Origin of the sequence: Streptomyces sp. NPDC049954, assembly GCF_040656295.1 — a bacterium.
Classification (GTDB): Bacteria; Actinomycetota; Actinomycetes; order Streptomycetales; family Streptomycetaceae; genus Streptomyces.
Window position 1 is genome coordinate 25,334 of the sequence record NZ_JBFALS010000025.1, and the last position, 24,594, is coordinate 49,927.

General features: G+C 69.0%; 14 protein-coding genes. 8 read left to right on the plus strand and 6 right to left on the minus strand.

What is annotated here, in order from left to right:
* Nucleotides 1-33: 33 nt before the first annotated feature.
* The 4 genes from AB0J21_RS32795 to AB0J21_RS32810 are packed head-to-tail and all read left to right on the plus strand — an operon-like array spanning nt 34 to nt 4,886.
* Nucleotides 34-846 carry a hypothetical protein gene (locus tag AB0J21_RS32795; RefSeq protein ID WP_363149814.1) on the plus strand — a complete coding sequence of 271 codons (813 nt, stop codon included), beginning with the start codon at nt 34-36 and terminating at the stop codon, nt 844-846.
* Between the two features lie 43 nt (nt 847-889).
* On the plus strand, nt 890-2,035 hold the full coding sequence (locus AB0J21_RS32800) for a hypothetical protein (protein ID WP_363149815.1): 1,146 nt from the start codon (nt 890-892) through the stop codon (nt 2,033-2,035).
* A complete protein-coding gene (locus AB0J21_RS32805; RefSeq protein WP_363149816.1) occupies nt 2,032-3,513 on the plus strand; it encodes a hypothetical protein in 1,482 nt (493 codons plus the stop codon). Before AB0J21_RS32800 ends, AB0J21_RS32805 begins: the two co-directional genes overlap by 4 nt.
* Nucleotides 3,510-4,886, plus strand: a complete 1,377-nt coding sequence (locus AB0J21_RS32810) for an AAA domain-containing protein (protein WP_363149817.1) — start codon at nt 3,510-3,512, stop codon at nt 4,884-4,886. The genes AB0J21_RS32805 and AB0J21_RS32810 overlap by 4 nt, the downstream gene beginning before the upstream one ends.
* Before the next feature lie 504 nt (nt 4,887-5,390).
* Here AB0J21_RS32810 and AB0J21_RS32815 read toward each other — a convergent pair.
* The 5 genes from AB0J21_RS32815 to AB0J21_RS32835 form a co-directional block, all read right to left on the minus strand.
* A complete protein-coding gene (locus tag AB0J21_RS32815) occupies nt 5,391-6,566 on the minus strand; it encodes a hypothetical protein (protein WP_363149818.1) in 1,176 nt (391 codons plus the stop codon).
* The gene (locus AB0J21_RS32820) at nt 6,563-11,815 is read right to left on the minus strand and encodes an AAA family ATPase (protein ID WP_363149819.1); all 5,253 of its coding nucleotides are present in this window, start codon (nt 11,813-11,815) and stop codon (nt 6,563-6,565) included. The genes AB0J21_RS32815 and AB0J21_RS32820 overlap by 4 nt, the downstream gene beginning before the upstream one ends.
* A 239-nt stretch (nt 11,816-12,054) precedes the next feature.
* Nucleotides 12,055-14,775, minus strand: a complete 2,721-nt coding sequence (locus AB0J21_RS32825; RefSeq protein WP_363149820.1) for a TerD family protein — start codon at nt 14,773-14,775, stop codon at nt 12,055-12,057.
* Nucleotides 14,765-16,828, minus strand: coding sequence for a DEAD/DEAH box helicase family protein (locus tag AB0J21_RS32830; protein WP_363149821.1), 2,064 nt, complete (start codon nt 16,826-16,828; stop codon nt 14,765-14,767). The genes AB0J21_RS32825 and AB0J21_RS32830 overlap by 11 nt, the downstream gene beginning before the upstream one ends.
* On the minus strand, nt 16,825-17,358 hold the full coding sequence (locus tag AB0J21_RS32835) for a hypothetical protein (protein ID WP_363149822.1): 534 nt from the start codon (nt 17,356-17,358) through the stop codon (nt 16,825-16,827). The genes AB0J21_RS32830 and AB0J21_RS32835 overlap by 4 nt, the downstream gene beginning before the upstream one ends.
* 567 nt (nt 17,359-17,925) lie before the next feature.
* Between AB0J21_RS32835 and AB0J21_RS32840 the strand changes: the two genes are divergently transcribed.
* From AB0J21_RS32840 to AB0J21_RS32855, 4 genes are all read left to right on the plus strand, one after another.
* Nucleotides 17,926-18,186 carry a hypothetical protein gene (locus AB0J21_RS32840; RefSeq protein ID WP_363149823.1) on the plus strand — a complete coding sequence of 87 codons (261 nt, stop codon included), beginning with the start codon at nt 17,926-17,928 and terminating at the stop codon, nt 18,184-18,186.
* Nucleotides 18,155-19,087 (plus strand): hypothetical protein, encoded by a 933-nt coding sequence (locus AB0J21_RS32845; RefSeq protein ID WP_363149824.1) that lies wholly within the window; start codon nt 18,155-18,157, stop codon nt 19,085-19,087. Before AB0J21_RS32840 ends, AB0J21_RS32845 begins: the two co-directional genes overlap by 32 nt.
* A 1,488-nt stretch (nt 19,088-20,575) precedes the next feature.
* Nucleotides 20,576-22,465, plus strand: coding sequence for a DnaB-like helicase C-terminal domain-containing protein (locus AB0J21_RS32850; RefSeq protein WP_363149825.1), 1,890 nt, complete (start codon nt 20,576-20,578; stop codon nt 22,463-22,465).
* On the plus strand, nt 22,466-23,086 hold the full coding sequence (locus AB0J21_RS32855; protein WP_363149826.1) for a hypothetical protein: 621 nt from the start codon (nt 22,466-22,468) through the stop codon (nt 23,084-23,086).
* 666 nt (nt 23,087-23,752) lie between these two features.
* Here the strand turns inward: AB0J21_RS32855 and AB0J21_RS32860 are convergent.
* Nucleotides 23,753-24,583: a hypothetical protein gene (locus AB0J21_RS32860; RefSeq protein WP_363149827.1), complete on the minus strand. Its 831-nt coding sequence runs from the start codon at nt 24,581-24,583 to the stop codon at nt 23,753-23,755.
* Nucleotides 24,584-24,594 lie beyond the last annotated feature (11 nt).

The following is a 24,594-nucleotide window of genomic DNA, read 5'->3' on the forward strand; positions in this document are numbered from 1 at the left end:
CTGGGCATCACGAGCAACTGTTAGCATGCGGGTATGGACGAGCATCTGGTCGCTCTAGAGAAACGCATGCAACACCTGCAGGAAGCGATCCGGCAGGCGCTCACAGAACGCGACACCGCCCAAGTGAACCTCCTGGGCGAAGAGTTGACGCGCGCCCAACGCGCCTGGAACGTTCTGTGCGGAATCAGCGATGGCCCGGAAAGAGCCCACCCGGAGCCCGCCCCCGCCGAACCCAGCCACAGCGGCCTGCCCGTACGCGACCAGGTCCACCAGGCCCTGACCCTCCTCGCCGCCCCCGCCTCGCCCAAACTGCTCAGCCAGGTCCACCAGGCGTTCTTCTCCGGCCCCCTGAACACCGCACGCCTGACCACCCTGCGCCGCGACGAGGAACGCTCCTTCCGCTCCGCCCCCTACGGCCGCGCCTACTACATCTGCCCCGCACTGACCGCCGATCTGCTCTCACCGGCCCGCGCGCTGCTCGCCCTGAGCACCTGGCCGCTGGAGCAACGCGTCGTGGGACCCCTCACCCAGCGCGTCCACTTCCTCACCTCGGCCCTGCGCCTCGCGGACGCCGCCGAACACCTCGGCAGCGAAACCGAACTGCCGCCACCCGCCCAGCAGCTCCTGCTGCACTACAGCCGCAACATCCACGGCAACACCACCCGGGGCCCGCTCGACCTGGCCGCGCTGCGCCGCGCCGCCACCGCAGAACTGGAGATCCACGCCGACGACGACGCCGACACCCGCGCCGAAGCAGCACGTCGCGCACGCCGCCAACTCGGCGACGCAGAGCAGATCTTCGGCAACATCCTGCGCAACACCACCCGCCTGCGCCGTACTTCATAGACCCGACTTTGCACGGCTGTGCCCTGTCTCCCCAAGGAAAACAGTGAGCTCGCTCGACACACGCCTGGGCGTTTTACGCGGAACCGCGCCGCCCATCGCGCACAATGCACGCACCCTGGCAGCACTGACCGCTAACCCGGGCTGCGACCGCCGCTCCCTGATCGACGCAGCCGGCATCGACAAAGCCGCCCTCGCCGCCCATCTGGGCCTGCCGCAGCCGCTGAGAAAATCCCAGCTCGCCCTCGACTACGGCCTCGCCTTCGAACACCAGGTCACCGCCCAGGCCGGAGCACCACTGCTGCCGCTGCTGCGCCAAGCTCTGGGCCTGACCCTTCCCGAGGTCTCCTACGAAGACGTCAACAGTGTCGGCAGCGATGACGACAAGTCCCGCCTGCAGCTGCGCCGCTCCCGCTCCCGCTCCCGCATCCTCAGCGCAGCACACCGCAGGTCGAACGACCCCCGCACGCTGCTCGACCACCCCGTACTGCGCCTGACCGTCGCCGGCCACCAGGCCTACCTCGAGCCCGACGTCATCGCCTTCCAGCAGGACGGCACCTTCCACATCGTCGAGATCAAATCCTTCCCCGTCATCCACGGACAGCCCGACCCCGCCAAGGTCACCGCAGCCCTGACCCAGGGAGCGGCCTACATCCTGGCCCTGCGGGAACTCCTCGCCGCCGACGGCCTCCCGGAAGACCGGGTGTCCGACACCGTGATTCTGATCAACCCGCGCAACTTCTCCCTCCAGCCCACCGCCACGCCTTACAACGCCTACCAGCAGGTCAAGTCCTTGAGCCGCCACCTCGCCAGACTCCGGCGCCTGCCCGAACTGCTGGACAAGCTTCCTCCCGGGACCACCTTCGACCTGGCCCCCGGATCCGACGAGAAACCGGCCCGGCCCCGCGGTGAACTCCTCTCCGCACTCGCCACCGTGCGGGCCCGCTACAACCCGGGCTGCCGCCGCCACTGCGACCTGGCCTTCCACTGCCGCAACGAAGCCCGCAACCAGAGCAAGATCGAGACTCTGGGCACCGCGGTCCGCGACGACCTGGGCGGCATCGACACTCTGTCCACCGCCCTGGCTCTCACCGACGGACGGCTGCACCCGGCACGGGACCAGCGAGACATCACCCAAGCCCTGCGCCACGCACAGCGCATTCACGAAGAGCTTCAGACAGGCCCCGCATGAGCCTGCTCACCTCACTCCTGCGGATGCGTGCCGCCGACACCGGCAACGCCCTGCGCACCAGCCATCTGCGCCACCTCCACCTCAGCGACCAGCCGCTGATGCTGCTGGCGCTGAGGCGAACCGGGCCCGCCGCACGACCGCTGGCGGTCATGCTGGGCACCGACCCCTACCGCCCCCAGCTCCTGGTCGCACCGCCCTCAGGAAGCACCACGCCCATGCTCACTACCCTGGCCGGCGCCGTCACCGCGTACATCGACGCCTGCCAGCAGCACCGCGAACACCTGCCCGCCACCGCCACCAAGCCGGCACGCCAGCGCTGCACCGACGCCCCGCAGATCCTCGTCCCCAACCTCCAGACCGTGCAGCACCTCAAAGACCTCGGCGACAACCTGCGATTTGGCAGAGTCGACGACCACGATCCCACCTCCCGGGCCGTCCAACGCCTGGGGCACTGGCTCACCTACCTCACCGACCGCGCCGACCTCCCCGGCTCACCCGCACTCATCCCCATGACCGGCTTCCTCGGCATGCACTGGGTCACCGGCCAGAGCCCCCTGGAGGACGAGGACCTCGCGACTCTGCTGGCCTGGATCGACCCGCCCCGCCACGCAGCCTCGGGACGCGACGCCGCACACAGGGCAGAAGACCCGGCCACCCACCGGTCGGCGGGGCCGGTAACCGACGCCGCTTTCGACAACGAGCAGCTGGCACCCCTGTTCGACGCCCACGGCCGCGCCCGGGCCCGCGGGCGGGATCAGACCCGCACTCTGCAAGAAATCGACCGCCTGCTGGCCGCCTACCTGCAACCCACCTGGGATTCGATGTGGCAGGCCTACGGGCTCCTGCAGGCCATCCCCGAAGCCAAGGGCAGCACACGCCGCTGGATCCACGAACGCACCGCGTTCACCGACGAATGCCTCCATCTGACCCAGGACGGGCGCCCCCGCCCCGCCCGCGACCAAGCCGTCGCCGCCGCCGTCCGCCTGGCCCACATGGAACACGCAGCAGCCGCCTTCGCCGCCGAATGCGCCGCCGACGACCCCTTCGTGCGGGCGGAACTGCGCACCACCGGCGAAGCCATCGGCACCACCGTCACCGCGATCGACCCGGAACACACCCTCCGCGGACCCACCGGACGCGCACAATGGCGCCCCCGGCTCACCGGGACCACCACCGACCCCGTGCACATGGAACCCGGCCGACTTCTGGCCTGCCACACCCACCCCAACGCCCGCTACAAGATCTGCGAGGTCACGCCGGCCGGTGGGGAGACCCTCGTCGGACTCGAAATCACTGCAGGCATGGGTTCTGTGGCCCGACCCAACCATGCCGTCCTGCCCGAAGCCGGCGCCTTCCTCGTCTTCACCATCGCACCGGATCATTACCGGATGCCGGAGTTCCCCTCACGGGACCAGACACCCTGGACCCACGGCGGGCCGCCTCCCGAACACCCCGACGAGGGCGAGGAGGAAGAGTGACACCCCCGCACCGGTTCACGCCGCGGCAGCAGATGGACACAGCCGCCCGCGCCGTCCTGGATCAACTACCCGCCCTCACTCACCGCGGACTCGTCGTGGACTCCCCACCCGGCGCCGGAAAATCCACCCTGGTTGCCCACGCCGCCGACGTTCTCGCACACTCCAGCGGCCCCTGCATTGTCATTGCCCAGACCAACAGCCAGGTCGACCACCTCGTGCGGCGATTCTCCGAGTACCACCCCCACCTGCAAATTGCCCGGCTTACCGCAACAGACCACACCGTCGCTGCCGATCTGCAGGCCCAAACCGCCATCCGTATCGGCACCCGCATCGAAGACCTCGAAAAAACGGCCGACGTCATCGTGGCAACCGCCATGAAATGGGCCACGGTCACCGACCGCCGGTGGCCATGGGCGATCATCGACGAGGCCTACCAGATGCGCTCCGACATGCTTCTGTGGACCGCCGGCATCTTCGACCAGGCACTCTTCGTCGGAGACCCCGGCCAACTCGACCCTTTCTCCACGGTCAAAACTCACCGCTTCGCAGGCCTGCCTTACGACCCCACGAACAACGCAGTCGCCGTCCTGCTCGCCAACAACCGTGACCTGCCCGTCCACTTCCTGCCGGTGTCCTGGCGCCTGCCGCCCTCAGCCGTTCCCCTGATCAGCGACGCCTTCTACCCCCTCACGCCCTTCCACGCCGGAAGCACCGAAACCGACCGCACCCTCACCTTTATGGCCACCGGCATGCGTACCCCTGCCGACACGGCCATCGAGAACGCCGCCCGAACCGGATGGGCACTGCTCGAACTACCCGCCCGCATCACCCAACAGATCGACGCCGAAGCCTTCCACGCCGTCCTCGACATCGCCGAGCGACTGCTGATCCGCCGCACCGTCACCACCTGCGAGAAAAACCCCCGCGGCCACCGCCTCCACCCCGGCGACATCGCCATCGGCACCGCCCACCACAATCAGGCCCACCACATCCGTACGCTCCTGACCCGCCAGTACCCAAACCTCCACGGCATCACCGTCGACACTGCCAACCGACTCCAGGGATGCGAATTCAGCGTCACCATCGTCCTGCACCCCCTCTCCGGCCGCAGCGATGCCTCCGCCTTCCACCTGGAAGCCGGTCGCCTGTGCGTCCTCACCTCACGACACCGGCACGCCTGCATCGTCGTCGCACGCGCCGGCATCGCCGAACTCCTCGACGCCCACCCCTCCAACGACCCCGCATACCCCGGAGCCGCCTCCAGGGTTGCCGACGGCTGGGAGGCCAACCACGCAGTCCTCGCCCACCTGGCCGACCACACCGTTCACGCCCGGGCAAAGTCCGGTGCCCGGAGCCGTCACACCCAGGGGTGACCACGGTGGACGCATGTCCAGAGATGCTGTCTGACGAGGCGGGCCGAAGAACTGGGCAGATGTCACCAGCGTCCGGGGCGCAGTCCCGGCCAGCCCGGAGACGGCACTCCGATGACCTCGCCGACGTACAGGGGCAGCTGCTGTCGGAAGCGTTCGACGAGGGCGCGGTCGGATATGAACCGCTCGAAACCCTGGAGGTGGGCGTTGGGTAGTCCCAGATGGGGCAGTAGCCGGCTTGGGGCGTGACTTCGGTGCGGACAGACCACATGTAGAAGTTGGACTGGGTCTGCTTGTACAGCCACCAGTTCAGGTACAGCTTGGCGGCGGCCGGGCGCTTGGCGTCCTTGTAGACGGCGGCGCTGGGCCCAGGCCATGAAGGGATCGTTCTTCGGGAGGATGAAGCCAAGGGGCCCGTTCCTCATGCCTACGACCACACCGGCGTCTCTGTCCGAATGACCACCCGCGCCGCATGCTTCGAATGAGATCCGTTTTGCCACAACGCACTCAGTCCCCGTCGTCGTGGGTGTCGTCGTCTGCTGACATGTGGTGGATGCTGATGCCTGTTCGGCAGCGGGAGGCACTGATCATGTCGTGCAGGCGGGTGAACAGGTCAGGACGGATGAGCAGGTCCGCTCCTGCGACCACGGGTAGCAGAGGTTCATAGCTTCCGTCGTGGACAAGGTGACCGTGCCACTGACGACAGATCAGTGCTTCACCGACGGTGTCACTGAGGCTGAAACCGCAGATGCCGTTCGTGGGTTCAAGATCGAGCGCGGCCACGACGCTGGCGGCGGGGGCAAGTATGTAAGGAGGCAGACCGAGGCCGCTTCGGCGGCGGGGCGCGTCGACCATGCTGGTGCTGCCAGCGGCGGTGAGCGCCATGAGCGCCTGATCCGCGGCGCTGATGTGCGCGGCCGCCAGCTCGGCCTGGGGGAAGCCGAGTCCCAGCTGCCGCCAGGGGCGGGTCCACAGCTGCCGGGGGGCTTGGGAGACGGGCAGCGTGTCGGACGGTGGATCGCCGTTGAGGGCCTCCAGGCCGACGATGATCTGTAGTTGGCGGGCGGGCCGATCTGGATGGCGGCGTGCAGGGGTGCGCTGCCGCTCGAAGAACCCGATCTGTACCCAGCCTGCATGGGGGCCGTCGTCCACACGAGCAAGGGCTGCGGCGCCGCCCGGCAGCGTGCGCAGGCCTGTGAGCGAAGCGAAACCGGGCGTCGGCCATGGCTCGTCCGCTTGATGACTGTCGCTGAACCAGGGGGCTGGATCGAGCGAGCACACCAGCGCCTCGGGACGGGTCAGGGGGCGGGGAACGCGGGTGAGTTCGGCCTGCAGGGCTGCCCGGGGGTCGTCACGCAGCCGCGCGGCCGCGCGGCGTTCGAAGTTTTGGCCATTGCCGAGGTGCCCGGCTTGGGCGAGTGCGGCGCGCAGACCGGCGGCGGCGTGCTGCAGAGCGTCTTCGGCGGCGGCATGGTCGGCGAGGTAGGCATCGGGAAGTTGGCTGCGGTGTCCATTGGCCAGCAGGTTCAGCTGAGTGCCCATCAGCGTTTCGACCTCGGGCATGGCATCGGCTACGAGGTCGATGACGGTCTCACGAAGCCCGGCTGGATTGCCGGCGGCCTCGAGGCGATCACCCAGATAGCTGTCGATGAGGCCGGCCGCATATCGCCGCGGGTCGTTCATGCCCTCTCCTCGGGGTCGGGCAGGGTGGAAACGGCGCATACGAGTGCCGGATGGGCCGCAGTCGCCGGCGGGGAGGGCGGCGGGTGGCCGGCGCGCGCTAGGACGGCGGAGGCCTCGGCGCGGACGGACAGCATGTCACTGCGGCACAGCGTTACGAGCTGGTTGAGAAGGGCAGCATCCAGGGGCCCGTCAGGCAGGTGGCTGTGCAGGACGGTCAGGAGCCAGGTCAGGGGGCCGGCACCAAGGCTGAAGGAGAGGACGTGTGCGAGTGCGGCCTGGGCCGGGCCGGGGCGGCCGGCCAGGAGAACCGTAGCTGCGATCAAGGCGCGGCGTTTGTCGCCGCGTTCGGGCAGGGCGAGCGTGGCCAATGCAAGCCGGCACAGCGCGGTGTCGATGTCGTGCTGGGTCGTCTGCTCGGGCACCGGGAGGTAGGCACCGTGGTCGAGGCGGGCGCGGCCCGGCAGGCGGTGGGCGATGACCTCGTACGCCGCGTCCCAGCAGGCGAGGGCGCTGGCAGCCGGGGGCGAAGCGTGCGGGGGCTGAACGGCGAACGCTGAGACCAGGGCCAGGCTGATGCCGATCGTGCGGTGGTAGGACCCCTCGGCGACGGCGTGGACCACCTGGTCTGCGAGATTGTGGGCTGCGGTGTCGGCGTCTGCGGCATGCGCCTGCCGCCACAGATCCAGCCGGTCGTTGCCGGCGAAGGAGCGCCAACCGCCGCCGCCGCGCGTCTTGGTGTAGGCAAGCATGCCCGCCGTGGCGGCGAGGGGGCCCAGGACATAGGGGTCGGTGTCCTGGCGTAGCTGGAGTCCCGAGGCGAGGTCGGCCAATAGCTCAAGGGGGTTGGAGGGGGTCATCTCGTCGGCGATCCGGTGCAGGAGCTGGATGGCGGCGTCGGTCCCCTGGCCGTCGAGGATCTCGAGAAGCCGCCAGCCGACCGCGTTGGCCAGGGCGTCCCTTGACCACCGCGGGCCCAGGGGGGCGTCGTATGCCTTGCTGTTGCGGTCGCGGACTGCGGCAAGTACGCCGGCGGCACCTTCCGGCAGCGTCGGGCGCTGCTGAGCGTGCAGGTAGGCGCCTGTGGTGGGGCGCTTCTCGGGGCCCGACCAGTTGCGGGAATTGTTGGTGGGCACGGGACGGGGCGTCCAGGGCGGGCCGCCTTCGCCGCCACAGCGCTGTGCCGCCGTGCGCAGCGCAGCGGTGGGCTCGGCTCCGGCATTCTGCGACACGGCGAACAGGGTCTGGTCGTCGTAGGTGGAAGTGATCGCGTTGGCCAGCACCGGCAGGAGACGCAGTGTGTGTGCCGCGTCGTCGGCGGGCAGGTCGGCGAGCCGCGTAAGCAGGGCGATGTCCTGGTCGATGCTGCGGCCGCCGGACCCTGCCGCGATGCGGAGCGCGGCCAGGACGACGGGATCGGCCGCGTCCGCCTGGGTGGCCAGCAGCTGGTGGTGGGCCGCGTCCACCCGGCCATCGGGCAGGCCGGGCTCGGTCAGCAGCACCTCGGCGCCCAACTGCGCGGCAGCCTGCGGATCCAGGCGCGTCAGCAAGCGCCACCATTCGGCAGGCGTTCCCGCCGTCCCCCGCCCGTCGGTACGGTCCGCGACGAGATAGACAAGAGGCTGCGTACGCGACAGCCGCACACGCGCCTGGGCAAGATCGGCTTGCACCAGCTGGGGCAGCGGATCGAGCAGCTCCTCGATCGTGATGTCCTTGTGGCTGCCGTAGGCGCCCAGGTCGCGGGCGGCGCGTTCCCAGCAGCGTTGTGCCTCGTGTGGATCGTCGCAGGCGAGACTCACGCGGGCTATCTCAAGCTCGAAGTCGGTGTCCTCCGCGTACAGCGCACGGCGCTCGGCTTGCGCCGTGCGCAGCGTGCCCATGAGCTCGCGCACGACATCGGCCCCGGCCTGGCCGACGCTCGCCGTGAGCAGGGACAGCAGCTCCGTGGTGACCAGAGGTCCGGTTCCGGCCATGCCCATGAGGGAGGTGGTGGTGCCGCGGCTGACGGTCTGCAGGGAGGTGATGCCCAGCGCGACGTCGTTGCCCTGCAGCAGCGCGACGCCGTCGTGCAGCACTTGCCGCACCTGCCGGTGGATGTCCGCAAGATCGCAGGCCCGCGGCCGGCCCGTGAACGCGTGCGCGTGCTGGGCCAGTTGCTCGAGTGCCACCCGCACGGTGGCGGACGCGGTTTCGGCCGGGAGGGTGCCCGCCCCGACATCACGGTGCAGGCCGACAGTGGCGAGAGCGAAGCGCAGCCAGGCACGGTAGAAACCTTCGCCGTCCAGAAGGGGGAGCAGCCGGACGGGCGCCTGCGGATCGGCTGCGTGCGCCACCGTGAGCAGTGCCAGCCACCTGCTCACCGGCTCCGACAGGCCGCTGGCACGGTCGGTCAGCACCTCGCGAGTTGCCTCAGTGAGAACAGCGCTGATGTCTCCGGAAAAGACCTCCTCGGCCAGGTCCGCCGCTGCCAGACCATGACGGAGCAGACGCCGCGGGTCGCACGGGCCGCTCGCCCAGGCCGCCGTGGCCAGCGTGCGCGCCGACGGCAGTTCGCCGCCGGCGCTGTCGCGGGCATCGGCCAGATACAGCAGAAGTGCGGTGCGCCGGTCGGAACGGTCGATGAGCTCGACGCTCTCCACCAGCGGAACGAAACCGAGACAGTCCAGCAGCACATCGAGCGCAGGCTCGAACGGCGGCGGGTTCTCCTGGTCAAGGAATTCAGCCACCCGCCGCGCGAGCGGGCGTTCGGGGGCAGAGCGGTCGGTATCGCGGTCCGGCAGCCGGATCCGTCCGCGCAACTCCGCAAGGAAGAGGGACTCGTCGCTGTCGGAACCGTAGTGGGTACTCTCATCCTTGCGTGCCTCGTCCCAGGCCGTCAGGTACGCCTCCCATGGGGCGGCGTAACCTGCCCGGTCGACCGCCGCACACAGCTGCAGGCCCCACCGCGCCGCCATCGTGGTCACACCCTCGTACATCAGGCTTGCCGCCACGCGGTCGGCTCCTGACAGCGCCACCAGCACATCCGCATACGGCACCAGGGAGCCCGGCAGGCCCTCGTCCTCGTAGGTCGCCCGCGCCCGGGTCAGTTCGATACAACGCACCAGCGTGGGCCAGTCGTTGCGTGCCGCCGCCCGCCGTGCGGCCACGGTCAGGGTGTGGACGACGGCCTGCGGGGGCTGCAGCCCGGCGATTGCGCGGGAGAGGAAATCGGGCCCGATCAGCAGAGCGAGTTCGTCGTCGCGGCCCAGAGCGGACAGAAGTTCGGGCAGGTGCCGGAAGGCGCGAGGGTCCGTGTAGAACCCCCGCTCGGAGAGCCACTCGGCAGCCCGGACCCGTACCTGGTCGACCCACCCGTGGTCACCGTCGATCCGCCGGATGAAGCGGCTGAAACTCTCATGATGGATCTTCAGTCCGCCGATGCCCGGCTGCTGCGCGACGATCGGCGCCACGCTGGTCAGCGCGGCACCGAGCTGCATTCCGGGCAGCGGGAAGATCTCCTCGAGCTCCGATGCGGTCACAGCGAAGTCGCAGACCGCAAGCATGCTGACAGCAGAACGCTGCCCGGGGGTCAGACCGGCCAGCAGATAGGCGTAGTAGTCGTCGAGGTCGTGCGCCGACGACGGCACCGTCCGCAACCTCTCCAGAGGATCGTCGGCACCATCCGGCGCCGGCGCCGCTCCCAGGCCCGGGGCAGGACCAACGGCCTGTCGGCACAAATACGTGGCGTACAGGGCGTTGCCTCGAGAGCGCTCCTCGATCAGTGCGACCGCGGCCTCCGCCCGCGCAGCGGGATCAAGCCCCTCACCGACAGGGGAGGACGCCAGGGCCGTCAACACGCCCAGACGGTCCGCCAGAGCATGCAGTTCGGCGCAGTTGAGCGGGGCAACGGTGAGACGGGAGGCACCGGCGTCGACGGCCTCGAGGTGAGGGCCGGGCTGACTGGCCAGGACGAGCACGACACCGTGCGGCAGTTCCAGGGCGGAGAGGTCCGCGATCAGAGAGGCCGCCGGGTCCACCCGCGGACGAAAGGCGCTGCCGGTGGTGGATCCAAGAACCCGGCTGACATGGTCGATACCGTCCACGATCAGCGCGATCGGCCGGTCCGGTGCCAGGCCGCGCGCGGCAGTGACCGCGGCCGTGAGCGTCTCCGGCGTGGCCGCGTAGCGTGGCCTGACCTGCGCCAGCGCCTCCGGAACGGCCGTCCCCAGCTGCTTCAGCAGGCTGCCGATCACGACCTCGGTCAGCACACGCTGCTCACGGTCGATGTCCGCAGCGCCGAGCCAGCAGTGATGCCGCACCGCCAGCCAGGTCTCCCGCAGCGCATCCCCGAGCTGCTCACACAACCACGACTTGCCGATACCGGGAGCACCGGTGACCACCACGACACCCCCCTGCTGAGCAGCGTCCTTCACGGCCGCGACCACGCCCGTGAGCACCGTAGGACGTCTCACCTCGGTGGCACGGTCCACGGGGTGCCCCTCACGGACCGCTCCGAAGTCGACTTCCAGACTCAGACGAGGAAGCAGGTCCTCGACCATCACGGTCCCCGCCCGGCTGCGCGCCGCTTTGGCCGCCTCGATCAGGGCCAGCGCCACCTCCTCGGGCGTGCGGTGCCGGTTCGGCGGCCGTCCGGCACCGAGTTCTTCGGTGATGCGGTGCAGCAAGGCCGCCTCGGCTGGACCGGGCTCGCGAATGTTGAGCGAACACGCCGGAAGATCCGTGTCGACTACCAGGGATGCGCAAGCGCAGTTGAGCAGGTCATCACTGACCTGGGCGAGCATCTCCTTCCACGGAGCGTGTGCACGCAGCGCAGCGGCGTCGAAACGGAACCGTTTGCTGCTCAAGCCGTGCAGTGCAGGCCCGGGATCGGTGCCCGCGTGGATCGGGCGCAGCACCCGGGTCAGCTCGGGATCCTCCGGCTCCGTGTCGCGTACCACGAGGCGGTGCGAGGCACCCGGATCCGAGGTGAAGTCGTGGTCCATGGAGGAGAAGAGCAGATCCAGGCGTAGGCCTCGCTTGTCCTTCGTGAAACTCTCCAGCGACAACGCGCGGTCGTGATCCGTGTGCTTGATCTGCAGCCGCTCGCGGCTGCCGGTGCCCCACTCGCACGTGATGTCATCGAATCGGTCCCCGGTGAACATCTTCGTGTCGACCAGCAGGGAATTCGCACGTCCCACCGCCAGGTCCACCAGCCGCAGCGCGGTGAGCAGGTCCTGGTAGGCGTAGCCAAGGTGTGTCGGGCGCAGCCCCATGCTCACCTCCAGCGTGCCTTGCTCACTTGGCACCCCCCATGGTGCGCGTCGCGGTCACCCTAACCTCCCTGACGTACCGGGACGGAACGGAAACCCAAGGGGAGATCGTGTGTGCAAGATCCAGCTGACCCGGGAACACCTGGAAGGTTGGGCACCAGCAGCGGCTCTCGCACGCGAGATCGACGACGCCGGCCGCACTTACCTGGTCGTCGACGGCTTCGCGTACCAGACAGGGGGCGTCAGGCTTCGACGTTGATGCCGTAGTCGGTGGCCAGGCCCGCGAGGCCGGTGTTGTAGCCCTGCCCGACAGCGCGGGCCTTCCATCCGGCCGTGTGGCGGTAGAGCTCCACTGCGACGGTGACGGTCTCGCCTGAGGAGAACGGCCCCGGCGCGAAGGCCAGTTGGGCGCCGGAAGACTGGGTGATGTCTGCGTGCCACTGGGTGTGCTGGTCGAAGACTGCGGCGGGCTGGGCCTCGAGGTCGATGCTGACGATGACGGCGATGGAGGTGATGTCGTCGGGGATGAGATTCAGATCGGCGGTGACGGTGTCTCCTCCGACACTGACCCCGTCGTGACTGGGGTGGTTGTGGAAGACGAGGTCGTGGTCGTTGCGTACCCCGCCGTTGCGGGTGAGGAGTACAGCGGAGACGTCGACGGGTGCGCCGGTACAGGTGATGCGGACCGTCGTCGGCTCCGTGGCCACGGCCGTGTTGGCACCCTTGGCCAGCAACTGCCCAGCAGGGTTTTTCCCGTTGCGGGCCGGGACGGCGGGGGAGGGGGGTGCGATCGGCGGCAGGCTGGTACCCGTAAGAGCCGCGATGACATGCTGGAGGACGGGCCAGCCTTCGGTTTCCTCGCCAGGCCAGGGCCAGGTCAGCCGCTGAGCGCCGAACTCCTTGGCGGTCGGCGGCCGCCCGAGTGCTTCCTGTAGCTGGAGGTGGCGCAGGCTTTCGGTGGCCAGGCGGCTGAGCTGCCACTGCCGTTGGGTCTCCTCCGGGCTGTTCACCCAGGTGTCGTGGTCGACGGGCTTGCCGCCCAGCTCCTGGTACACCCGGCGGGCGAAGTCGTAGCCGTCCTCAGTCAGTAGGCGGGTAGGCCGCTCCTGCGGGGAAGACGCCGGCTCGCCGATGGCCGTGTACAGCGCCCCCAGGTCGCCGCCCGTCCAGTGGTTGGCTGCCGTGGTAGCGAACCGGGCGAACTGGGGCAGCGTGGGGGGACGCCCCTTGGCGGCGACGATACGGTGATGCTGGTGGGCGACCTCCTCCAACTCGGAGCGCCAGCGGCCCTCCACGAAGGCACCGAGATACTGCTCCGCCCAGGCCCGCCGGTGCCGTGTGATGAGGTCCCGTACCCGCTCGAAGCCGTCCCGACGGGCGCCGTGACTCATGCTGGAGGTGAACGTCATCTGCCCGTACGGGGTCTCGACCGTACTGTCCTCGCTGTCGGTGATTTCCTCCTCCGGCCCCAGGAGTTGTTCGGCGGCTTGCAGTTCGCGGAAGAAGGCGGTGTCGACCGGGCATCCGGCCGCGCGCAGGGCGGCCAGCGGCCTGCTGTAGTAGCGGTCGACGCGGTCCAAGGTGGTGCGGGAGTAGGGGCCTTCGCACACGAACCAGGCGGTCAGGCCCACGCCGTGCCAGAACTCGGCCGCGGGACCGAGAGCTTCGGCCATGGTCTGGTGCGGGCGCGGGTTGCTGACGATGCTGCCGGGATACCGCGCAAGCGTCACCGTCTCCCACAGCTGCCCCACCCGTTCGAGGACATCGGCGGGCAGATGCTGCCGGTACAACTGGGGGGTCAGCCCCTGCTCGGTCTGGTTCAGACTCATCAGATCCTGATCGACCAGCCCCCACAACGACGGCATTCCCCGTGACTGGTCGGCATGCGCCTGGTCGAAGCCTGCCCACCAGCCGCGCAGGGCCGCAGCCCGCTCCTCCACCGGAGACAGAGAACTGCCGCCGCCGAGGAAGGCCGCGAGCATCGCATGGACCTCGTCTTCCGCGATGCCCGCCTCGGCAGCCATGCCGGCCGTCTGCGTGGCCATGCCGACGTACAGACGCGGCTCGGGCAGAGCGGTGATGATCTCCTCATCCGAGTGAGGGGGAGCCTGAAGGTAGTCCAGCACAGCCAGCCAGTCGCCCCCGAAGTATGCGGAGACGACCGGCTGCAGCTCTTTGGTGAGCACCCGGCGCGCCAGGGCTGTTCCCGTCTTGGCCTTCTTGGCGAAACCAGCCATCAGCCCTTGCAACCGCTGGATCCGGTGACGTGCGGCAATCTGCACGAGGTCGGCGGCGGCAAGGGTGTCCAGCAAACGAAGGCGGGCCTGCTGCTGTCCCGCACGGTCCAGCTGGTGCCAGCCGCCGCCGAAGCGGAAGGCTTCCAGCGCGCTCTCGTCGATGCCCAGCAGCCGGTAACGCTCCTCGATGAGTGTCCAGAACCGCTGCTGTTCTGTGCGAGGGAAGATCTCTCCTGCCGCCCGCAGACGGATGGGCTGAAGCAGTGTCTCGAACAGCGGCACCAGCAGCGCCCACAGCAGCACCGTGTCCCAGTCCTCCACAGCGGTGAGGCGGGCGGTGTCATCGGCGGCCAGCGTCAGAGCGTGGCCAGGGCGTTCCCGCAGCAGATACGGCAGATTGACTGCCCCTGCCTTGACCGAGAGTTTCTGGGGCAGGTACCACGCTCCGAACCGCTGCTGCTCCTGGACCCCGAAGGCGTTGGCGCAGAAGACTTCCTCTTCCCGGGTGAGGGCCGTCACCTTGGCGGTGTCCGGCGTGTGGCGTCCTCGGCCGGGGACGACGGTGGCCACCGGCCGTCCGGCGAGCCCTGCGGCCAGCAGTCTGGCCGCCAGGGCGTCGATGTCGGCGAACCGTTGCTGCTGCCCGGCCGCCCGCTCCACGGCGAGCGCCTGCTCGGGACTACATTCCACGGTCGGCTGCCACCAGCGTGTCGGGTCACTGGCCACCGGTCAGCCTCCGCATGTACTGGACGAACTGCTCAAACGGCACCGGCGCAGCGGTGTTCTGCGCATAGACGGCGTAGCGCTGGGCCATCAGCTGCATCTCCCGCTCCGTCCTTCGGGCCTCCACACGGTCCAGCTGGTGCACCACGCGCTGCTCGACGCGTCCCCGCTCGTACAGCACGAACGCGTCCACCCCGCCCAGACCCCCACCGGCCCCCTCCGCGGCGCCGGGGCCGGGGAGATCCCCTTCCATGGTGGTGGCGTCGATCAGCGGGACATCCAGGAGCACAGCGGGATCCATGTCGTTGTCCGCACACATGGCCTCCAGACGCTCCTCCAGGCCGAGTTCGGCATGGCAGACCACGTCCAGGTACTGCTGGTCGGCGGCCGGTCCGGGATGGCGCAGGACGCGGACACCGCGGCCGACGAACTGGTAGAACTCGCCGAAGCTGCCATAGGGGCGCAGCGGCACGACCACGGTGATGGGCGGGAAGTCGTAGCCCTGGCCGAGCATCCGCAGCTGCACGATGCCCTGCAGATCCCCGGCGTCGGACTCGAAGCGCCGCCGGGTGGAGGCGATCGCGGAGGCGGGCATGCTGTGGTGCAGCGTGGCACTGGGGATTTCGTACTCTTCGGCGATCCGCGCGATCTGTTCAGCATGCGCCTGGCCCATCGCTGCGAACAGCACCCTCGGCTTGACGGGTGCAAGCAGCTTGGCCTGCGCATCCAGACACGCCCGCGTCACGGCCATCACCTGGCGGATCGGCGCCTCGGACTGTGCGGTGATGCGTGCCATCTTCCGCTCGTCGCCCAGCGTGGCCAGCAAAGCATCACGGCCCACGATCTGCTCGCGCCGCCCGTCCGGCCACACCGCCTCATACACCGTCGACGCCACCTCGGGGGCGAACCGGTGCACCCGCAGGTTCTTCGCCGACCCGTCCGCGACGGAGTCGACCAGCCGGTAGCGGTAGACGACATCGGCGTCGATCGGCTTGCCGTCCAAACGCTGGAAGCACGCCGACATCAGCAGTGTGCGCGCACCCTGGAAGTGGGCGAACAGCCGCTGGTAGGAGGCGCTGGCCGCGATGTGCGCCTCGTCGACGACGATGAAGTCGATGTCCTCCGGCTCCAGCTTGGCCAGCAGGTCTCTGTCACTGTCACCCGTGCCCAGCGCATGGAAGTTGGTGACCAGGATGTCCGCGTCCAGGAGCCGCTCACGGCTGACCTGGCTGATCTGCCCGTCGTCCGCGTCCAGGACGAGCGTGGCCGGCGGGCGAGCGCCGGGCAGCAGCGGCCCGCCCGCCAGCCCATACAGGACGTTGCCCGGCATCCCCGCATCGAGGGCCTTGGCGAAGGTGCCGCGGATGACCGAGCCCGGGGTTACTACCAGCGCCCGCCGTCGGCTGAACGACAACGCGGCCGCCACCCCCAGGGCCGTCTTGCCCGACCCCACCGCCATCACCGCAGCCGCGTGCCGGCCGCCGGAGGCGTAGTAGTTCGCCAACGCGGCCAACGCCTCGTTCTGGCACTCCCGCAACGGCGCCCGGTCCACCCTGGCCCGCACACCGGCGAAGTACGCCCCGCCTGAAGGCAGTTCGGCACCGCCAGGCGGATCGGCCGCCCGCATCGGATCGCCGGCCATGTCCGGGATCTCGATACGCGGCATGGCTGTCACCAGCGGCGCCAGGAGCGGATCCTGCCTCAGCATCGCCTGCAACTGGGCCACACAGCGCGCCGTGTCCGCCCGCACCGCATCGTAGGAGAACCGCAGCACCGTCAGACCGGTCGCGGCCAGATCGTTCTGTCGCAGCCGGTCGTAGGTGAACGCGGCCCGGTCACTGTGAAAGGCGAACCCGTCGAGCTCGACGGCCAACTGCAGCGCCTCACCTGCGATCAGGTAGTCCAGCCGGTAAGCGCGCTCGTTGACGGTGACCGGGTGCTGACTGTGCACCCGCGCAACGATCGACGCGTCCACGGCCGGCGTGAGCACCCACCGCAAGAACGCCTCCTCCAAGTAGGAGGCAGCCGGGATCAGTCGCTCCAGACCCGCACTCATGACGATCCACCCTGTGCCGCAGCCTCGGCAACCAGAGCCTGAGCCTTCTCCGACAGCCGGGCCGCCACATCCTCGCCCTGCCCGAAACGGGCCAACCGCCGCGCCAGCCCAAGTGCTTCCGTGAAGGCGCCTTCGCGTTCCAGCAGGCCGATCAACCGTGGCACCGAGGACACCCGCACAAACGCCGCCGGAGCATCAGTGGTGTCGAAGGACACCGCGTGCGGGATTGCTTCCATCAACTCCAAGTCCAGCAGGGCGAACACCTCAAGCGCGGCGAGGGCCCCAGGCTCCGCACGACGTGTACTCCACAGCCGATCGACCGCGCTCTGCAGAACAAAGTGGTAGTCCCTGGCTGAGCCCGGAAGCTCCAGCGCCTCCCAGACACGGGCGATCAGCTCAGCGCCGCGCGCGTCGAACGGCACATGCCGGCTGGCCGGTGTCGCAGACGTACTCCCCTCGGCGGTCGGCCACATCGGCGAGCCGTACGACTCGTCCGGACGAACCCCTGCGCCCGGCAGCGCCTCCCGCATGACACCCGGGCTCCCGGCAAAGGCAAGGCCAGGGACAGCCGCCATGCGCTCAAACCACGCCCCCACGTTCCCCCTTCACACAAAAAAGAGGCCTGCACCCTCACCTACAGCGAAGTTGCCCCACCCGCCCCCTGCGGTACTTCATTGTCGCAGCCACACTCTCCTCTGCACCCCGAAAGCGGATATGTACTCCGCTCTCCGTCACCCACCCCGGCCGACTGCTGCCGGCCGAAGAAGGGGAACCAGACGCCCTTGTCGCCCACTCGACCTCGTGTCCGGAGTCGGGAATTTCGCTTCACACACCTCTCGGCCAGCTGTACCAGGGGACGATGCAGGCACTGGACGGTTTCGGGTCAACCCGATTTTCCAGGTGGTCTGAGCAGGTACGAACGACGTACCTGCGTTTCACGACGGTGAACACGTCAGCCTGAACGGGCGCCGATCAGGCTGGCCTTGGGAGCGTCGGCGAGGGAACCTTGAGGCATCGACGGCGGGATACGCCTCGCACCAATCCCTTCCCGAATTAACCAGGTTGGGGACCTCACCCCTACCTTCCTGGAGCTGCTCATGTCCGCCCTTCCCCTGCCCGCCGCCAGCCCCGAGCCGCCGGCGTTCTGCGCCAGCCACCTCCCTGCCCGCACCCAGCCGAGTCGGCTGGGCATCCCCGAGGTCGTGGTCATCGTCGTGGTCGTCCTGGCATCGGCCGGACTGGCCGCCGGTAACCGGCCCGTCCCGGCCGCGCTGGTCGTGGTGGCCGCCGCAGTGGCCGACCTGATCACCGGCCGCCGCTCCAGCGATGTCGCCAAACCCTCCCGCCGCAGCCGGTGACATGGGCCGCCCCACCAAACCTGTCGCCGCCGGCACCAGCCCCCGGCTGCGGGCCCTGGCCGTCTACCTACGCCAGCTCAAGGACGAGACCCGTACCACCTACGCCACCTTGTCCGAGCACACCGGCCCACCGGGCGCGCCCGGGTACCGCGGAGCCTCCACCCTCAGCCAGGCCGCCCGCGGCACCCACCTGCCCCCGCTCGAGACCGTTCTCGCCTACGCCCGCGCTGCCGGCGACCCCGGCAGCCACTCCACGCAGAGGCGGGAAGCGACAGCCCTGAGCCTGTGGAAGGCAGCTGCGATCGAGAAGGCCCGCCCGCACCTGGCCGGTCGCGGCCGACGGACCCGGCAGGTCCGCACCCCCGCCTCTCTGGGTCAGGAACTGACGCGGCTGCGCCTGAGGCGTTCGACAGCCCACCTGATCCTCAACGGGACGGTCCTGCCCAGCCGAGAGCAGCTGTCCGCGCTCCTGAAAGCCTTCGACGTGGGCGTCGCGGACGCCGCCCAGTGGCAAGCGGTCCTCGACCGCATCGAGGACCGCCGGCGACCGCCCCAGCCGCCCTGGCGAGAGGGAGGGTACGCGTGCGCGGACGACGACCCGGCCGTGCAGGAGTACCTCGAACGCCGCGAGCGCGACGAGGAGATCAAGCGCCGTACCGGGCAGATCCATTCGGACGAGACGTACGAGGACTACGAGGAACGGATGCGCGAGAGGGCGTTCCAGCAGCAGACCTCGGACGACTGGCTGTACGAGGACTACGACGAACCCGAGGGCGACGACGAGCCGGAGGACGAGGCCCAGAGGCAAGCACGGGCCGCTGAGCAGGCCGCCTTCCGAGCCCAGCTGAAGGCCTTGGCAGAGCGCACCACCTCCACGGGACAGGTTGCCGATCACGCCTGACAGCTCTACCGGCCTACCGTCTTCCGCCCAGCGCCACCGATCCTCCCGGGCAGGATCGGGCGTGATCACCCGCGACTCCCACCCCGGCGTTACATAACTCCGGCCAATGTTATGTACCGTCAGCTAGACTGGGTAGCAGCGTTACATTTTTGGCGGTCCGGTTGTTCCGCACCTACCGGCGGACGCTGCCGAGCCGACTGCCCGACGTTCCTCTTCCTCTCACAACCCGCTTGCCGCTTCTGCCCTTGGAGTCCCCGGGTGTCCTCCTCGCGTTCATCCCACACCGCCGGTGAGGCGTCTTCCGGCGCTGCCGTGCCGGACAACCCCGCCCACACTGCCCCGCCTGCAGCCTCAACGGAGCCGTCCGACCAGGCTCCGCGCTGGGCGGGCAACTGGCCCCTGAGTTTCCCGACACCTCCCACCCGGTCTGCAGCGGCCAAGACAGCCTCCGAAGACGCCAGCCGCCGACACAGCGAGGACAGCCAACCCGAGTCAGTTGAGGACCCATTGACCAAGCCGGAAACAACCTCCACCGCCCCTGAAGCGGAAACACCACACTCCCTGCCGCGCACCGGCCCGGCGACCCTGCACGAGGCCCGCAGCACACTCAAGCAGCTGATCAACGCCGCCATCGAAGGGCAACCCACACCCCTGACTCGCGGCCCGCACCATGCACTGCTCACCACCCCCGCCCACGCAACCGAACTGGGCTGGGACCTCACCCAAGCCCCCACCCATAGCTTCGCGGGCGCCCGCAAAACGCTGGGGGACCTGATCCAGCACGGCGCGGAGGGCCACCCCCAGGTGCTGTGCCGCCACAACACCCCCGTTGCCGTACTGCTCCCCGCAGCCGCGGACGGCACCTCCGCCCCGCCCGCACCTCAAACCGAGCCCGCACCCGACACAGCGGCTCTGGCTGCAACAGCAGCCCCGGACTCCACCACCACGCCCCCTGCGGGCCAGCAAGCGGTCCAGAACCCCCTTCCGACCACAGCAGCCGAGGCCGAGACCGCCAGAGACCTCGCACCCGCGCCGACAACTCCACCTGCCGAAGCGGCCACTGCACCCACCGCGCCCTCGGAACCACACCCGGAACCGACGCCAGCAGCCCAAGACACTCCTGCGTCTGCCAGTGCACCCCCCGCCTCACCCGGCATCATCCCGGCCCCGCCGACCATCCCCACCGGCTTGCCAGCTGCTACCGCTCCAACCCCGGCCACCCCCACACCCGGCCCTCTGGCACTCCAGCACACGGTCACACCGTCGACCGCCCTCCCTGTACCCCCCTCGGCCCCACCTGAGCAGGGCCCGCCGGCCCCCACTCCCGCGACGCCCGGTACCGGCTACGAGACCGCCATCCCGGCCAGCGGCCCACCAGCCATCACTGCGCCGCTCACTCCGCGACGGCTGGCCGCACTCGCGCAAGCCCTGGACACCGTCCTCCCGACCACCGTCCCCACCGGTGAAACCACCACACCCACACCCCTGATGGGCCTGTCGACCGGTATTCGCACCCTGGACGACGCCCTCGGTGGCCTCCAGCCCGGCCGCTTCTACCTCGTTGCCGCCGCCCCAGGCGCCGGATCCAGCCTGATCGCCACCGCCGCCGCACGCACCAGCGCCCTCGACCAGCACCAACCCGTCCTGTACGCCGCCTCCGGACTCACCCGCGCGGACATCGCCGCCCGAATCGTTGCCGCGCACTTGCCAGTCGACTACCGCCGCCTGCGAGCCGGCCGCCTTACCCCCACCGAACAGGACGACACCGCAGCCCTCCACCACCACCTGGCCGCAGCCCCGCTGTACATCGACGACGGATCCGACCTGACCACCGACGCGATCACCGAGAGCGTCCCGCATCTGCCGGGCCTAGCCCTCGTCGTGGTCGACCGCTTGCAGACCACCGAAGACCCCCGGCTGCCGCTGTCTGGCCCGCTCCAGATCACCGACGCCGCCCAGGCCCTGGCCCACCTGGCCCGCACCCACGAACTCCCCGTCCTCGCCGCCGTCGACTCCGACGACCCCCAGCTGATCGCCGCACTCAGCCTCGACATCACCATTACTTTGACCCGCGACGCCGACCAGATCCACGCCACCATCACCGAACGTGACCTCGGCCCGCAGACCACCCTCACTCTCCACGCCGACCTCGCCCACGCCCGCATCACCGACCCGCCCACCCCCTACGCCAGCCCCACCACCCCAGCGCCACAGACACCACCCCCAACCCCCTCGGCCGCGACTCCGCCTCCCCCCGCACAGACCCTGCAGGCGCCCCTCCAAGCCCTCACCAACCCGCCCCCGGACCCCACGCCCGCCGAGCCTGCCCCGACAACCCACACCGCCGCCACACCCAGGCCATCACCCCGCCGCACCGCCCCACCCCCGCGCGAAGGCGGCTACGCAAACCGGGACTACAGCTACTTCACCGGCATGATCACCCGCGCCGTCGACGAAGCCCTCCACGACCACGACGGTGACGTCACCGCCGCAACCGAAGCCCTGGTGAAAAAGGCAGTACCGAACGCAATGACCTTGTTCGAGGCAACCCGCGTCGGCGGAAATTACGAACACACCGTCTACCCGGAAACCCTCGAATTCCTCCGAAAGAAAACCAAGGACGGCGCCGACGAAATCTGGGAAGGCCGCCACAACTGGACCAACACCCACCTCACGGAAGCCCTCCAAGACGGCGCCCACCCCCCGATCACCGTCAACGCCCTCGACACCAACGCCAGCTTCCTGTCCGCCTTCAAGACTCACCTGCCCATCGGCACCCTGATCCACGACCCCAATGGAGGCTTCGACCCCAAACGCTCCGGCATCTACCACCTCCCCACCCGCCCCACCTGGCACCACCCCAACCTGCCCGACCCGATCGGCAACCGCCGCGAAGACGGCCCCGTCCTCCTCGACGACGCCACCATCCGCCTCCTCATCCGCTGCGCCCGCCTCGGCCTGTGCGAGGCTCCACACATCACCGAGCGCTGGACCTCCGGCACCAGCGAAGGCCTCCTGGAAAAATTCCGCCGCGTCCTGACCGAGGCCCGCACAAACGCCATCAAGGCCGATGACACGGTGACCGTTGAATACATTAAATCCATGTACTCAAAATTCACCTCCACCATCGGAGAATCAAGCGTCAACCGCGACATCCGCCGACCTGACTGGATGCACATCATCCGCTCCCAGGCATTCGCCAACCTCTGGTACAAATCCCACCGGGCCCACAGCAACGGCCTGACCGTCGTCCGCGTCCGCGGCACCGACGAAATCCACGTAGCCGGCGACTGGCGCACCGTATTCACCGAAGGCCGCCTCACCACCCAGATGAAACAAAAAGACCAGTACCCCCTGCCCAGGAAGAGCGTCCGATAGATGTCGACCGACGGATGGAAGAACTTCGGCAACTACGGCGCAGACCGCGACCCCGGAAACGTCCACGGAAAAGTCGCCCTCGCCCGCGCCCTCGAAGACGCCCTCGAACGCATGATCATCGACGGCGGAATCAAATCCCCAGTCAGCACCCGCCGCGGCCTGAAAGCCCGCATGCGCTACCTCACCACCACCAAAGGCGGCCCCCAAGCCCTGGCCGACGCCGGCATCCACGCCACCCCCACAACGATCCGCGCCTGGACCCGCGGCACTCAACGCCCACGCCCAGCCAACCTCGAAGCGATCGACACCGCCTACTGGAACCTACGAGCCCACAACGTGCTCACCAACCCCGGCGCCCTCAAGCAACACCTCAACCGCAACGGCCGCGGCACCCGCATCGAGATCCACCCCGTCAACCAGACCACCGTCGACGAGCCACGCCGCCGCGACAACCTGAGGATCCAGCACCGGCAGGTCCGCTACATCTGGGACGACGCCGTCGACGCCCTCGTCGCCAGCGACCTGGACACCATGGAAGACCTCTGGGACGACATCATCGCCGAACTCGACTCCGACTGGGGCGCCTACACCTACGTCTCCTACATCGGCATCGGCGCCTGACACGACCGCCCGCAGCTGGCCTGACCGGCCCAAAGCGGCGCTCGGCACCCCAGCGCACGCTGTGGAAGCCAGATGCAGGATGGCCAGGGTGCACCTCGACGTCCTCCTGTGCTTTGGCGCGACCATGCAGTGCGTTTCTGGAAGGAGGGGCGATGCCTCAGACACTCAGGACCAACGAGCAGTGGCTCTGTCGATGACGAAAGAGCAGCGCTTCTCTGGCAGATAGGGAGGCGCTGCCCGCGCCGAATGTGCACGGCTTCGGACAGCAGCTCGGTGGTGACCGGCGAGACGCCGTCGACCGCCTGTCTCGTGCTCGGGGGAAAAGCGCTGGCTACGGGCGCCGGTGGCCGCCTGTACCGCTCCGTTGCCGGGTGCCGACGGGTGCCTCCCGTGCTCCTCAACAACGACATCCCAGCGCGGCAGGCGCCTCCCGCAGACGTCAACAACTGCTGTCGTGAGGCGTCGATAAAGCCACCCTGGTGCTGCGCCTTGGCAAAGGCAACCAGGCCACCGCTCCCGCCACCCAAATCGCCCCGGACGCCCTGGCCCGGCAGCTCTTCGGAGGCCTCGTCCTCCAGACCCGAGAGTGAGCCGGTCCTATGACCACCCAGCCGGGTGCTGCGGACGCAGCCGACCTCAGAGAGGGGCCCAGTACGACCGTGGTGGCTACGAGAGGAAGGGAGTCAGTGCCTTCGCGGTGGTGGAGCATTTGAGGTAGCTGACCGCCTGGTGGAAACTGAACGCCCCGATGCCCGCCGACAGGTTGGATGTCACGTTGTCGAATCGGTGCGTCAGCGGTTGTGGGATGGCAACCAGGTCCCCTGGGTCTGCAATGTTGATCCAGTGAGTCACGCCTTGAGGGCGGCTTCCCTTGTCGTTCTTCGGCGTGTGCTGGAGGTGAGGGAAGACGATGTCTGGCATGGCCAGTGGCGATCCGATGGTGACTAGCACATCGACCTCCTGGGCGTGCCGCCAAAGCGTGTCGTAGGCCACAACAGAACCGAGCGAATGTGCGATCAGCACTCGTGGTTTCTCGGCAGTGATGGCGTCTGCCAAGCGCTGCTGTACGGCGTCACGGGCCGGGGAGTGCAAGTAGCTGACGAGTTCCGGAAAGTGGTCGGCCACGAACTTGCGGACGCGCTTCTGGTCCAGTCCCTTCCGACGAGCAACAGCGTCCGCGACCCAGCGCGCGGGAGTGAGGGCGCGTCCTTGGGCCTGGCTGAGGTCGACTCCGTGCAGCTCGCCCCAGCGCCGGACCGCGTCTGATGCTTCGGCCGACATGTGGTCCAGATCGTCACCTGAGCTCTGAGTAGCGGGGCCGGTCGGCTGAAGGAGATCCGCGTAGTACAACAACCGCATGTCTGCGGCCTCCAGCGGGACGGGCAGCTTGTCGTTGAGAGCCCGAGTCCAGACTCCGCCGAGCCGTGCGGCGGCGGCTTCTGGCGTGCGGGCGGGGTCGTACTGGTTGACTCCGTGGATCGCGAGAACGCGGGGCACAGGCTGCTCCC

Coding starts and splice junctions, on each gene's coding strand:
- AB0J21_RS32815 (WP_363149818.1), bottom strand. CDS start 6,566: ATGAACGACCCGCGGCGATATGCGGCCGGCCTCATCGACAGCTATCTG.
- AB0J21_RS32795 (WP_363149814.1), top strand. CDS start 34: ATGGACGAGCATCTGGTCGCTCTAGAGAAACGCATGCAACACCTGCAG.
- AB0J21_RS32845 (WP_363149824.1), top strand. CDS start 18,155: ATGTCGCCAAACCCTCCCGCCGCAGCCGGTGACATGGGCCGCCCCACC.
- AB0J21_RS32840 (WP_363149823.1), top strand. CDS start 17,926: ATGTCCGCCCTTCCCCTGCCCGCCGCCAGCCCCGAGCCGCCGGCGTTC.
- AB0J21_RS32850 (WP_363149825.1), top strand. CDS start 20,576: ATGGGCCTGTCGACCGGTATTCGCACCCTGGACGACGCCCTCGGTGGC.
- AB0J21_RS32835 (WP_363149822.1), bottom strand. CDS start 17,358: ATGCGGGAGGCGCTGCCGGGCGCAGGGGTTCGTCCGGACGAGTCGTAC.
- AB0J21_RS32805 (WP_363149816.1), top strand. CDS start 2,032: ATGAGCCTGCTCACCTCACTCCTGCGGATGCGTGCCGCCGACACCGGC.
- AB0J21_RS32820 (WP_363149819.1), bottom strand. CDS start 11,815: ATGGGGCTGCGCCCGACACACCTTGGCTACGCCTACCAGGACCTGCTC.
- AB0J21_RS32855 (WP_363149826.1), top strand. CDS start 22,466: ATGTCGACCGACGGATGGAAGAACTTCGGCAACTACGGCGCAGACCGC.
- AB0J21_RS32830 (WP_363149821.1), bottom strand. CDS start 16,828: ATGAGTGCGGGTCTGGAGCGACTGATCCCGGCTGCCTCCTACTTGGAG.